This is a genomic window from Nitratireductor aquibiodomus NL21 = JCM 21793 (assembly GCF_000615975.1).
Lineage (GTDB): Bacteria > Pseudomonadota > Alphaproteobacteria > Rhizobiales > Rhizobiaceae > Nitratireductor > Nitratireductor aquibiodomus.
This window is the reverse complement of the sequence record NZ_BAMP01000008.1, coordinates 70521-82039: the sequence shown is the minus strand read 5'-3', so window position 1 is coordinate 82039 and position 11519 is coordinate 70521. Positions and strand designations below refer to the sequence as shown.

The 11519-nt window shown below is 62.2% G+C and carries 12 protein-coding genes and 1 pseudogene; 8 read left to right on the top strand and 5 right to left on the bottom strand.

The window, feature by feature from the left end:
- A partial coding sequence (locus tag JCM21793_RS04180) for a L,D-transpeptidase family protein (RefSeq protein WP_025029553.1) occupies positions 1-1075 on the bottom strand: 1075 nt, incomplete at its 3' end.
- Positions 1076-1523: 448 nt separating this feature from the next.
- On the opposite strand from JCM21793_RS04180, the gene JCM21793_RS04175 reads away from it, so the two are divergent.
- From JCM21793_RS04175 to JCM21793_RS04155, 5 genes are all read left to right on the top strand, one after another.
- On the top strand, positions 1524-2267 hold the full coding sequence (locus JCM21793_RS04175; protein WP_007010263.1) for an amino acid ABC transporter substrate-binding protein: 744 nt from the start codon (positions 1524-1526) through the stop codon (positions 2265-2267).
- Between the two features lie 29 nt (positions 2268-2296).
- Entirely contained in the window at positions 2297-2971 is a 675-nt protein-coding gene (locus tag JCM21793_RS04170) for an amino acid ABC transporter permease (protein WP_007010264.1), read from the top strand.
- Positions 2968-3699 carry an amino acid ABC transporter ATP-binding protein gene (locus JCM21793_RS04165; protein ID WP_025029552.1) on the top strand — a complete coding sequence of 244 codons (732 nt, stop codon included), beginning with the start codon at positions 2968-2970 and terminating at the stop codon, positions 3697-3699. Before JCM21793_RS04170 ends, JCM21793_RS04165 begins: the two co-directional genes overlap by 4 nt.
- A gap of 182 nt (positions 3700-3881) precedes the next feature.
- Positions 3882-5102, top strand: a complete 1221-nt coding sequence (locus JCM21793_RS04160) for an HTH domain-containing protein (RefSeq protein ID WP_025029551.1) — start codon at positions 3882-3884, stop codon at positions 5100-5102.
- 35 nt (positions 5103-5137) lie between these two features.
- Entirely contained in the window at positions 5138-5785 is a 648-nt protein-coding gene (locus JCM21793_RS04155) for a Vgb family protein (protein WP_007010267.1), read from the top strand.
- A 7-nt stretch (positions 5786-5792) separates the two neighbouring features.
- On the opposite strand, the pseudogene JCM21793_RS24055 reads toward JCM21793_RS04155, so the two are convergent.
- The 3 genes and pseudogenes from JCM21793_RS24055 to JCM21793_RS04140 all read right to left on the bottom strand — a co-directional run bounded on the left by JCM21793_RS24055 (position 5793) and on the right by JCM21793_RS04140 (position 7927).
- Positions 5793-6742, bottom strand: a pseudogene (locus JCM21793_RS24055) (acetyl-CoA carboxylase carboxyltransferase subunit alpha).
- Between the two features lie 100 nt (positions 6743-6842).
- Positions 6843-7769: a site-specific tyrosine recombinase XerD gene (gene xerD / locus JCM21793_RS04145; protein WP_036539572.1), complete on the bottom strand. Its 927-nt coding sequence runs from the start codon at positions 7767-7769 to the stop codon at positions 6843-6845.
- Positions 7770-7777: 8 nt separating this feature from the next.
- On the bottom strand, positions 7778-7927 hold the full coding sequence (locus JCM21793_RS04140) for a hypothetical protein (RefSeq protein ID WP_007010270.1): 150 nt from the start codon (positions 7925-7927) through the stop codon (positions 7778-7780).
- Positions 7928-8076: 149 nt separating this feature from the next.
- On the opposite strand from JCM21793_RS04140, the gene JCM21793_RS04135 reads away from it, so the two are divergent.
- From JCM21793_RS04135 to JCM21793_RS04125, 3 genes are read left to right on the top strand one after another with little or no spacing between them, the layout of a single operon-like run.
- Entirely contained in the window at positions 8077-8697 is a 621-nt protein-coding gene (locus JCM21793_RS04135; RefSeq protein WP_007010271.1) for a shikimate kinase, read from the top strand.
- Positions 8694-9821: a 3-dehydroquinate synthase gene (gene aroB, locus JCM21793_RS04130; protein WP_007010272.1), complete on the top strand. Its 1128-nt coding sequence runs from the start codon at positions 8694-8696 to the stop codon at positions 9819-9821. The genes JCM21793_RS04135 and aroB overlap by 4 nt, the downstream gene beginning before the upstream one ends.
- The gene (locus JCM21793_RS04125; protein WP_007010273.1) at positions 9818-11083 is read left to right on the top strand and encodes an HlyC/CorC family transporter; all 1266 of its coding nucleotides are present in this window, start codon (positions 9818-9820) and stop codon (positions 11081-11083) included. The genes aroB and JCM21793_RS04125 overlap by 4 nt, the downstream gene beginning before the upstream one ends.
- An 18-nt stretch (positions 11084-11101) precedes the next feature.
- Here JCM21793_RS04125 and JCM21793_RS04120 read toward each other — a convergent pair whose 3' ends face one another.
- The gene (locus JCM21793_RS04120; RefSeq protein WP_025029548.1) at positions 11102-11383 is read right to left on the bottom strand and encodes a BolA family protein; all 282 of its coding nucleotides are present in this window, start codon (positions 11381-11383) and stop codon (positions 11102-11104) included.
- Between the last annotated feature and the right edge of the window lie 136 nt (positions 11384-11519).

Genomic DNA, 11519 nt, shown 5'->3' with positions numbered 1-11519 from the left:
CGGCTTCCAGCGCATTGCTGAAGGCGTGAGGCAGGCTCTGCCGTATAGGCCGAAGCCGTTGCTGCAACAGCAGGTGTCGATGCCGGCTGAGGCGCTCGGCGACCGCGGTCGGCGAGGGAATGTTGGGCGGCAGGCGCGAAACCTTTTCGCCCCGCGCGCGGCGTTTGCTCCAATCCGCCACCAGGCGTGCTTCCTCATGCCCGGCGATGGTTTCGGAGCGTGTAGCAGTCGACTGCGCCTTGAGGGCCTTGTTGAAAGCGATGTCGTATTGCGCCTGGTATTGCCGGTAGGCCGTAAGCAGCGATTCGGGCTGGCTCATCGGCGGGCATGCAGCGGTCGGCGAAAGACGCTCTCCGTCCACGGCCTCGCGGTTGAACACATAGCGCTTGCCGCACACATCCACCTTCGGCGGGATCTTGGTCAGCTCGAAGTGGTCGTAACCTTCCTTGAGCATTTTCCAGAAATCGTAATTCGGGTCGCTCCGGTAGCGGACCATGTTTTCGGCCGTCATGCGGAACGGAAAGGCCTGAACCTGGAACTCGCGCTGCCCGCCCTTGAAGGAGTCGCGGGCGAAGGCGTAGATCTCCGAGATCTGTTCGTCGGTCATCGAGTAGCAGCCGGCGGAGGAGCAGGCGCCATGCACCATGAGGTGCTTGCCGGTGCGGCCATTGGCCTGATCGTAGGCGTTCGGAAAACCGATGTTGAAGGCGAGGTAATAGCTCGACTTCGGGTTCATCTGGCCGGGGCGGACCGTGTAGAAACCTTCCGGCGCCTGGCGGTCGCCCTCAGTGAATTTCGGCCCGAGCTGGCCCGACCATTTGCAAATGTCATAGCTGGCTATGATGTCGTAGCGGCCATTGGTCTTGGCCTTCCAGACTTCCAGCTTTCCCTCTTCCTTGAAGATGCGCATCATCACGGGAGAGGTCTTGCTCATCCCCTTGGCCTTCATCGTCTGCACGACGCGCGCCGGCAACTGACGCTCGGCCTTCGGCGCGATGTCTTCAAGTGTTTCGTTGCATGCAGCCAGCGCAAGCGCTGTCGACAGCAAGAAGGCGTATTTGATCAGGCGTGTCATGGATGGTTGTCGTGTCCCGCCTATTTGGCCCCCGTGCGGAGAATCTAAAATGCCACTCCGCTTATAGAAAATGAACCCTTATGCTTTCGAAAAGATTACCCGGCTCGTTAGGCATTGCAGTCATGCCGTGACCATTTTGTGGCATTTTGTCGGGCTTTGTGGCCTTTTCGCGGCTTCTAGGGGAGGAATGTTGTGCGCGCAAGAGGCTGAAGCGTGTTCGCGAACTGGCTTTCTGCCCGGTAGATCGCCTTCGTGCCTATGACAAAGCGGTTAAATCATACTCAAACAATCCTTATTTTTGGTATCCGATACGTCTCTCTGCGCCATAAGTATAAGAATTTTGCTTTTTAAATAAGGAAATCGGCATGCCTATAGAAAATTTTTCTACACTGACTATTTGTGCCGCACCGAGCAACACGCAGGCGCAGGGGCGCCGCTGGAGATTACAATGCGCAAACTGGCACTAGCAGCCGCAATTTTCGCCGCCACCGTTTCGGCATCCCAGGCAGAGACCATTCGTGTCGGCATGTCGGGAGGCTATTTCCCGTTCACCTTCGTCAAGCAGGACAAGCTTCAGGGCTTCGAGGTGGATTTCATTGATGCCGTGGTCAAGGAGACGGGTGATGACGTGGAATATGTCACCATGAGCTTTTCCGGCCTTGTCGGCGCGCTCGAATCCAACCGCATCGACACGATCGCCAACCAGATCACCATCACGCCCGAGCGCGAGGCGAAGTTCGCCTTCTCGCAGCCCTATGTGATCGACGGTGCGCAGGTGGTCGTGAAGAAGGGCAATGAGGGTGAGATCACCGGACCCGAAAGCCTCAAGGGCCGCTCGGTCGCCGTCAACCTTGGCTCCAATTTCGAGCAGCTTCTGCGCGAACTGCCCTATGCCGACGAGATCGAAATCAAGACCTATGAGAGCAATCTCGAGCAGGACACGGCGCTCGGCCGCGTCGACGCTTTCGTCATGGACCGCGTCAGCGCCAGCCAGGTGATCAAGGAAACGCCGCTGCCGCTGGCGCTCGCCGGCCAGCCCTTCTCCGAGATCCGCAACGCGCTCCCGTTCCGCAACGACGATGAAGGCAAGGCGCTGCGCGACCGCGTGGACGCGGCCATCACCACGCTGAAGGAAAACGGGACGCTGACCGAAATTTCGCAGAAATGGTTTGGTACCGACATTACGCAGTAAACACGCAACGCCACTGAGAGCCGGGGACGATGAGACCGCTTGATCTCGACTATATGCTGGGGCTCGTCCCCGTGCTTCTCAAATATGTGCCGCTGACGCTCGCCATGGCGTCGGTGGCCATGGTTTTTGCGCTGTTGCTCGCCTCGCTGATGGCCATTGTGCGCGTCATGCGGGTGCCCCTGCTTGATGGTTTCACACAGATCTTCATCAGCTTCTTTCGCGGTACGCCGCTTCTGGTGCAGCTCTTCCTGTTTTATTACGGTCTGCCGCAGGTGTTTTCGTTCCTGACAGCCATCAATGGCGTCACTGCGGCCATCATGGGGATCACCCTGCATTTCGCGGCCTACATGGCCGAAAGCATTCGCGCCGCGATCCTCGGCGTTGATCGCTCACAGTGGGAGGCGGCGCGCTCAGTCGGCATGACGACATCGCAGATGATGCGCCGCATTATCCTGCCGCAGGCGGCCCGCATCGCTGCCCCCACGCTGGTCAACTATTTCGTCGACATCATCAAGAGCACCTCGCTTGCATTCACGCTGGGTGTGACCGAACTGATGGGCGCGGCACAGAAGGAAGCGGCCGGCAGCTTTCTCTATTTCGAGGCCTTCATTCTCGTCGCCATTGTCTACTGGGTCATCGTCGAGGCGCTGACGGTCGTCCAGCGCCAGCTCGAAGCACGGCTCGGAAAGGCGGTGGCGCGATGATCTCGGTCAAGGGGCTCACCAAGCACTTCGGCGCTAATACCGTGCTTGACGGCATCGACCTCGACATTCGTTCCGGCGAGCGGGTGGCGATCATCGGACCCTCCGGCACCGGCAAGTCGACTTTGCTGCGCTCGCTCAACTTTCTCGAAAGGCCGGACGAGGGAACCATCACCATCGGCCCCGTCACCGTCGACGCGCGCAGGGCAGGTTCGGCGGACGAACTGGCGCTCAGGCGGCAGACCTCCTTCGTGTTCCAGAACTACGCGCTCTTTGCCAACAAGACCGCGCGCGACAACATCGCCGAGGGTCTCATCACCGTCCGGGGCTGGGAGAAGGCCAGGGCGCACGCCCGCGCCGAGGAGATTCTTGCAACGATCGGTCTCGCCGACAAGGCGCAGAGCTATCCCGCCGCGCTTTCCGGCGGCCAGCAGCAGCGTGTCGGTATCGGCCGCGCCATGGCGGCAGAGGCCGAGATCATGCTGATCGACGAGCCCACCTCGGCGCTCGATCCCGAATGGGTGGACGAGGTGCTGCAATTACTCAAGCGTATCGCGGATGCGCGCCAGACCATGCTGATCGTCACCCACGAGATGCAGTTCGCCCGCGACATAGCCGATCGCATCCTGTTCATGGATGGCGGGAAGATCGTCGAGCAGGGGCCGCCCGACACGATGTTCACCGAGCCCAGGGACCCGCGCACCCGCGCATTTCTGCGCAAGGTGCTTTGACCGGGCTGATGAGCCTTACATGGCTGGTATGAGCCCCGGTACGTATCCCGGTCGTGTGCACAGTCATGATTTTCTCCTTAGCACGACCGCATTTCATCCGCGTCTTGTCGGTGGGCGGCTGTCCGGTAGAGTAGGGAGCGGTTTTCGGGGCGGGGGAGTGAGACAATCGTGGCGCGATTTAGATGGACGCTCTGATCACGGCAGCGGGCCGTGCCCTGGCGGCGGGTGATCCTCTGGCCGCGCTCAATCGCATTGCCCTGCGCAGTGATGCGCCGGCACTCGCATTGCGCGGTATTGCCATGGCGCAACTCGGCGATCTGGAACTGGCCAAGGCGCTTCTGCGCCGCGCGGCCCGCGCTTTCAGTCCGCGCGAACACAGGGCCCGGGCACGCTGTATTGTGGCGGAAGCCGAGATTGCCCTTGTCTCGCGCGATCTCGGCTGGCCGGAGAAGGCGCTTCAACGGGCACGCGATACGCTGGAACGTCACGGCGACACCATCAACGCCGCCTATGCCCGCTACCTCTCCGCGCGGCATCTCCTGCTGATCGGTCGTCTGGATGAGGCCGAGCGGGAACTCGATATGCTCGAACCGGGCTTGCTGCCACTGCAGGCGCAGGCCGGCTGCGACATGGTGGTCGCTGGCATCGCCATGCGTCGGATCGAAGCCGCGAAGGCGAAAAGGGCTTTGGAGCGCGCTGCTGCTTCTGCAGGGCAGGCTGGTATTCCAGCGCTGTTAAGCGAGGTCGACGACGCCACTCGGGCGCTGGCGGCGCCGGCGGCGAGGTTGGTGGCGAGCGAGCGGGACGAACTGCTCCTGCTCGAACAGGTGGAGGCGCTTCTTGCGGGGAACATGTTCGTGGTGGATGCCTGCCGGCATGTGATCCGCAGCGAAGGCGCGATCATCGGGCTTGAGACGCGTCCGGTTCTCTTCGCCCTTGCGCGGGCGCTTGCCGAAGCATGGCCGTCGGACGCGTCACGCGAGACGCTGGTGGCAAAAGCGTTCAGAGGCCGCGTTGCGGACGAGTCCCACCGTGCACGTTTGCGGGTCGAGATCGGCAGGTTGCGCGCGCTTCTCAAGGACCATGCAGGTCTGCGCGCCACGGATGCCGGTTTCGTTCTGACCGTTCCGGAGGGGCGGAACGTGGTTGTTCTGGCGCAGCCTGTGGAAGACAGCCATGCCGATGTGCTTGCCCTGCTTGGCGATGGCGAGGCGTGGTCCAGCGCGGCGCTTGCTCTGGCGCTTGGCGTCAGCTCCCGCACTGTCCAGCGGGCGCTTGAGCGGTTGCGGGAGGGGGGCAAGGTGCGGTCTTTCGGGCGCGGCCGTGCCTGTCGCTGGGTCGTGCCCACACTGCCCGGTTTCCCGACAAACTTGTTACTCCCGGCCAAAATCACCGACGGATAGGCTCGATCCATGATCAATCGGAAAGGAAATGGATCATGACCAGATCAAAAGCAGACATCATCCAGGAACTCGGCCCCTTCCCGGAGGTGGAGGCCGTTCACGGCGTCACCCATGACGGACAGAATGTGTGGTTTGCTTCGGGAGACAGGTTGAACGCCGTCGATCCCGGAACAGGGAAGATCGTTCGCTCGATCGAAATGACGGCAATGGCGGGCACGGCTTTCGACGGCACGCACATGTTTCAGATCGCGGAAGACCGGATACAGAAAATCGATCCGAAAACGGGTTCGGTTCTGGCAAGCATTCCGGCACCGCAGGACGGAGGCAGCTCCGGTCTGGCCTGGGCCGATGGCGCGCTTTGGGTCGGGCAGTATCGTGAGCGGAAGATTCACAAGATCGACCCGGAAACCGGTGCGATCCTGCGCACGATCGAGTCCACCCGGTTTGTTACGGGCGTCACATGGGTGGATGGAGAGCTATGGCACGGTACGTGGGAAGGTGACGAAAGCGAATTGAGGCGCATCGACCCCGAAACCGGGGCAGTGCTGACCCAACTGGACATGCCGTCCGGTATGGGCATTTCGGGTCTCGAATCCGATGGTGGAGACCGCTTTTTCTGCGGTGGCGGAAACAGCGGTACCGTCCGCGTTGTCCGCAGACCGCAGCGCGCTTCCGCCGCCTGATCGGGGCCTACAATGTCCGGCCGATGGCGAGGAACTTCTCGCGGCGATGCTCGCGGTAATCCATCTTGCCGTCGGCCATTTCGGCAAAACCCTTCTCGATCTGGTCGCCGGCCGCCGCAATCACCTTTTCCGGTGCCCGGTGTGCGCCGCCGATGGGCTCGGGGATAATACCGTCGATCACCTTGAGGCCCATCAGGTCCTGTGCGGTGATCTTCATGTTGGTGGCGGCATCCTTGGCGCGCGCTGAGTCGCGCCACAGGATGGAGGCGGCACCCTCCGGCGAGATCACCGAATAGATGGCGTGTTCCAGCATGTAGACCTGGTTGGCCGTGGCGATGGCAATTGCACCGCCCGAGCCGCCTTCGCCGATGACCACGGCGATGTTCGGAACTTTCAGACCAAGGCAGCGGGAGGTCGACTGGGCGATGGCTTCCGCCTGTCCGCGCTCTTCCGCGCCAATGCCGGGATAGGCGCCGGTCGTGTCGACGATGCTGATCAGCGGGATGCCGAAACGGTCAGCCAGGTCCATCACACGCACCGCCTTGCGGTAGCCTTCGGGCCGGGCCATGCCGAAATTGTGCTTCAGCCGGCTCTGCGTGTCATTGCCTTTTTCCTGTCCGATCACCGCAACGGATTCGCCATTGAAGCGTGCAAAGCCGGCGATCACCGCATTGTCTTCGCCATAGGCACGGTCGCCGGCCAGTGGCGTGAAGTCGGTAAAGAGCCCGCGCACATAATCGAGGCAGTGCGGGCGGTCGGGATGGCGGGCGACCTGTGCCTTCTGCCAGGCGTCAGCGACCTGTAGATTTCGATAAGCGCGTCCTTGGAGCGCTTCTCAAGGCGTGCGATCTCGTCGGCAACGTCCACCGCTTCGCCGCTTTCGGCGAGCTTTTTCAGTTCAAGGATCTGGCCTTCGAGATCGGCAACGGGCTTTTCAAAATCGAGATAGTTGTACATTCACTCGCCAAATCGAACACGAGACACTGCGATAGAGGCATCTCTTGGTTGAACACGGCCTGCCGCCGGTAATGTGACGCTCCACATAACGTTGATGAAGCTAATCGGCAAGCGGATGGTGCTTTTGAACCAGCTCGGCAAGGCGTTTTTCAAGCACATGCGTATAGATTTGCGTCGTGGAGATGTCCGAATGGCCGAGCAGTTCCTGCACGGCGCGCAGGTCCGCGCCGTTCTGCAGAAGATGGCTTGCAAAGGCGTGGCGCAGCACATGCGGCGAGATTTTTGCCGTGTCGATCCCCGCCCGCGCGGCGGCCCCCTTCAATTCCCGTGCGAAGACCTGGCGTGGCAGGTGACCACTCTCAGAACCGGCGGGAAAGAGCCAGGTGCTTTCTGCCCGGGAGGGGCTCGTCTTCCGCACCGCGAGCCAGGCCTGCATGGCCGCGCGCGCCTTGCCCGAAAGCGGCACGATGCGCTCCTTGCCGCCCTTGCCGCGCACGGCAAAGAAACGCTCATCCCGCAGCGCAACCGTGACCGGCAGGCTCACCAGTTCTGAAACGCGCAGCCCCGAGGCATAAAGCACTTCGAGCAGCGCGTGGAGCCGTAACGCGGTAACGTGCTCTGGTGTGCCCGGAGCGGCCTCGCGGGCCTCCGTTTCGGCCCGTTCCAGCAGGCTTCCGGTCTCTTCCTCGCTCAGCGTCTTCGGCAGGCCGCGCCCCTTCTTCGGGCTGTCGAGCACGCCCGTCGGGTCGTCGCCGCGCAGTCCTTCGGCATAGAGAAACTGGAAAAACTGCCTGAGTGCCGAGAGCTTGCGGGTCTGGGTCGTCGCCGCAAAACCCTGAGCCGAGAGGGCGGTGAGGAAATCGCGCAGATCGTCAGCGCCGGCATCCTGCAGGGCCTGTCCCTTTGCCGCCACGTGCTGGGCGGCGTCTTCCAGATCGCGGCGATAGGAGGCAAGCGTGTTGTCGCTGGCGCCGCGCTCGGCGGCCATCATCTCCAGAAAGGCCTCGATCCGCGCGCCGCTGCCGATCCGGGAGGTCATTGTGACGGGTTCAGTTTATCTGCCGGGATCCGCACGCTCATCTCGCCGGTCTGCGGTTCCACGAAGGTCACGAGGGCGACCATCGCACCATAAACCAGCCCGGCCAGCACCGCGATGATCATCAATAGCCGAAAAAGTGTCGGCATGCCTTCAATGCCCCATTCTGACTTCCCCTGCCCAGCCCGTTTATGGGATGCCGGTCTGTCGATTGCAAGCGGGTAACTGCGTTGCCTGCCTGTCAAGCGCTTGACGGATCATGGCTTTTGTGTCGAAACCGGCAGGCAGAGGCGCGAGCATGACAGTCACCGAAAACCTATCCGTTCCAGATATCGAAAATCTCGCCCACCGGCTTGGCAGGCGCTCGCTTGTGTTCGTCGGCCTGATGGGTGCCGGCAAGACGGTGATTGGCCGGCGTGTGGCCGATGCACTGAAGCTGCCATTCATCGACAGCGATCACGAGATCGAGACCGTTTCGCGCATGACGGTGCCGGACCTGTTCGCGGCCTATGGAGAGAGCGAATTCCGCTCGCTGGAGCGTCGGGTGATCGCGCGTCTGCTTAAAAGCGGGCCGCGTGTCGTCTCCACCGGCGGCGGTGCGTTCATGAGCGCGCAGACACGGCGGGCCGTCGCGCGCCGCGGCATCTCGGTCTGGCTGAAGGCCGACCTGCCGACCCTGATGGAACGCGTCGGCCGCCGCTCCAACCGGCCGCTCCTGAACAATGACGATCCCGAAGGGGTCATGCGTCGCCTGATGGACGAGCGCTACCCGCTTTATGCCGAGGCCGACATCGTTGTTCACTCGCGCAACGAGGCCAAGGAGGTCATCGTCGCCGAAGTGATTGCCGCTCTTGACGACCATCTGCAGAACCAGGCCCCGAAAGGGGAGGACGAACACCGGAAGGACACCCGATCATGAACGATGTGAATGCCGCGCCCGCCAAAGTGCGTGTTTCGCTTGGCGCGCGCTCCTACGACATCCTGATCGGGCCGGACCTGCTTCGGCGGGCGGGTGCGGAGATCGCGCGCCGCCTTCCGGGCGTGCGCGCCGCCATCGTCACCGACGCCAATGTCGCGGAAAATCATCTGGCGACACTTCAGGGCAGTCTCGCTGATGCCGGCATCGAGGCGAGCGCCATCACAGTTGCCCCCGGCGAGCGCTCGAAAAGTTTCGCAACGCTTGAAGAGGTGGTGTCCGGCATTCTCGATGCCCGGCTTGAGCGCGGCGACATCGTCATTCCGCTTGGCGGCGGCGTGGTGGGCGATCTGGCTGGCTTCGCGTCCGGCATCGTGCGGCGCGGCATGCACTTCGTGCAGGCACCCACGTCGCTGCTCGCCCAGGTGGACTCCTCCGTTGGCGGCAAAACCGGCATCAACACCGCCCATGGCAAGAACCTCGTCGGCGTGTTCCATCAGCCGCAGCTTGTCATTGCCGATACGGCGGTGCTCGACACGCTCTCGCCGCGCGAGTTCCGCGCGGGCTATGCCGAAGTCGCCAAATACGGCCTCATTGACCGGCCAGAGTTCTTTGCCTGGCTGGAGAAAAACTGGCAGGCGGTGTTTGCCGGCGGGTCCGAGCGGGTTGAGGCGATCGCGCAGTCCTGTCAGGCCAAGGCCGATGTGGTGGCCCGCGACGAGCTGGAAAAGGGTGACCGCGCGCTGCTCAATCTCGGCCACACATTCGGTCACGCGCTGGAGGCAGCCACCGGTTATGACAGCGCGCGTCTTGTGCATGGCGAGGGCGTTGCGATCGGGATGGCTCTGGCGCACCGCTTCTCCACGCAGCTCAATCTGGCAAGTCCCGACGATGCCGAGCGCGTCGAGGCGCATCTCGCCGCTGTCGGCCTGCCGACCCGGCTTTCCGATGTGCCGGGCGGTCTGCCTGGCGCAGAGCAGCTTTTGACCTATATCGCGCAGGACAAAAAGGTGTCGCGCGGCGCGCTCACCTTCATTCTCACCCGCGGCGTTGGCCAGTCTTTCGTTGCGAAAGACGTGCCGACCAGCCAGGTTCTTTCCTTTCTTGAGGGAGCTCTTTCGCAATGACAGCCGAGATGTGGATCACCGGTGGCATCATTCTGGGCCTGATCGCGCTCTCCTTTCTCTTTTCGGGAACCGAGACCGGCATGACGGCTGTCTCACGGGCCAGGCTCCATACGATGGAGGCCAATGGCGACGCGCGCGCCGGCCTGGTCGACCGGCTGATCCAGCGGCGCGACAGGCTCGTCGGCGCGCTGCTGATCGGCAACAATCTGGTCAACATCCTTGCCTCGGCGCTGACAACCAGCCTGTTTCTGAAACTCTTCGGCGATGCCGGCGTGCTCTACGCCACCGTCATCATGACTGTTCTGCTCGTCATCTTCGCCGAGATCCTGCCGAAATCCTGGGCGCTGGCAAAGCCGGAGCTTTTCGCTCTCACCGTGTCGCCCTTCGCCCGTGTTGTGGTGCTTCTGTTCGGCTTCCTGTCATCGCTCGCCAATGCGATTGTCCGGCTTCTTCTGGCAATCTTCGGTGTCGACCTGCAAAGCCGCGAATCGATGCTTTCCGCCCATGAGGAGCTGCGCGGCACCGTGGAGGTCCTGCACCGTGAGGGCGCCGTGGTCAAACAGGACCGCGACCGTGTCGGTGGTCTGCTCGACCTGCATGAACTGGAAGTTTCGGACGTCATGATCCACCGCACCAACATGCGCTCGGTCAATGCGGATGAGGCGCCCGAAGTCGTGGTGCGCGAGATCCTTCAAAGCCCCTATACCCGCATCCCGATCTGGAAGGGCTCGACGGAAAACATTGTCGGCGTGGTCCACGCGAAGGATCTGCTGCGCGCGCTGGGCGATGTGCAGAACGACTATACCAGGATCGACATCGCCAAAGTGGCCTCGAAACCATGGTTCGTGCCCGACACGACCACGCTGCAGGATCAGCTCAACGCCTTTCTGCGCCGCAAGGCGCACATCGCCATCGTTGTCGATGAGTATGGCGAGGTGGAGGGCCTGGTAACGCTCGAGGACATCATCGAGGAAATCGTCGGCGATATCGCCGACGAACACGATGTGGAGGTGCAGGGCGTCAAGCAGGAAGCAGACGGCTCCATCGTCGTGGAAGGTTCCGTGCCGATCCGCGACCTGAATCGCGCACTCGACTGGGACCTGCCGGATGAGGAAGCGACGACGATCGCGGGTCTCGTCATCCACGAGACCCAGACCATTCCGGACGAGAAGCAGGCATTCACCTTCTTCGGCAAGCGTTTCATTGTCATGAAGCGCGACAAGAACCGCATCACAAGGCTGCGGATCAGGCCGCTGGGGTAACCGCCCGGTACTGCCGTATCACCAGCGCGTCGGCTCTCCCGGCGCTGCCGGCTCGATCGCCAGTGCGTGCACGGGGTCCTTGAGCTCTTCGGCAAGCAGTTCGTTGACGGCGCGGTGCCGCTCGACGCGGCTCATGCCGGCAAAGGCTTCTGCGACAATCCGCACACGAAAATGCGTTTCGCCCGTGCCGTCGAAATGCTCCTGATGGCCCGCGTGCAGGTGGCTTTCATTGATCACGGCAAGCCGTTCCGGCGAAAATGCGCTGGTCAGCTTGCTTTCTATCGTTGACTGGATGGACAATCGCGTCTCCTCACACCATATGGGGGACATCCCCAAATTCACGTTCGATTCAAGCGCTAGGTCGAACTTTGGCCAAAAGTCAATTCTTGTATCCCGGCGCTGAGCGGCCATACTTCCACACTGATTTGGTGACACG